1 protein-coding gene is annotated in these 763 nt (G+C 69.2%); it reads right to left on the reverse strand.

The annotated features are described in order from the left end of the window. A partial coding sequence (locus BYZ73_RS21440; protein WP_146746406.1) for a type VI secretion system Vgr family protein occupies positions 1-763 on the reverse strand: 763 nt, incomplete at both ends.

Consider the following 763-nt stretch of genomic DNA (forward strand, 5'->3'; position numbering starts at 1 on the left):
GTCTTGTTGGCGGGCAAGTCGTAGGGAACCCTATTCCGCCCGTTATAGACGCATCCCGTGACCAGCGGCTTGTCGGGGTCGCCGTCGAGGAACTCGACCACCACCTCCATGCCGATCCGCGGGATCACCATCCCGCCCCAGCCCGCGCCCGCCCAGCTTTGCGACACCCGGCAGCGCATCGACCAGGCCTCGTCCAGATCCCAGTGGAACCGCACCAGGATCCGGCCGTATTCGTCGCAGTCGATCTCGCCCTCGCCGACCACCGTCGCCGTCTGCGGCCCCCGCACATCGGCCCGCGCGGTCTTCTGTTCGGGCAAAAGCGGCGCCTCGACCGGCATCAGGACGTATTGCCCGTCATAGGCGCGGCCGTCGCCATCGTCCGACCCGCCTGACCCATAATTGTCGGCGGTGTAGGAGTGCCGGGCGCTGAGGCATAGATACTCGCCGCCGGTCCCGGGCACCGGATCGCCCGACAGCGTCACCCGGAGACCCGCGCCAAGCGCCACGATATCGCCCTCGGCCTCGTAACGCCGGTCCTGGCCGCGTTCGCCCTGGGCGCGCAGCTCGGCCACCACCCGGCCGCGGCCCTGATCGAGGTAATCGCCCGGCCAGTCGAAGCTCTCGATCTGGCCCTGTTCGTAGGCGGCATCGCCCAGATGGTCGGTCTCCATCGCCGCCACCGGCGTCTTGAAATTGTAGTCCGTCAGCCGGATGGCGCCGGTCGTGATCCGCCGCGCGGGCCGCCAGGCGCGGAAATGCGAGA

It is taken from the genome of Rhodovulum viride, assembly GCF_003265965.1.
GTDB classification, from domain to species: Bacteria; Pseudomonadota; Alphaproteobacteria; order Rhodobacterales; family Rhodobacteraceae; genus Rhodovulum; species Rhodovulum kholense.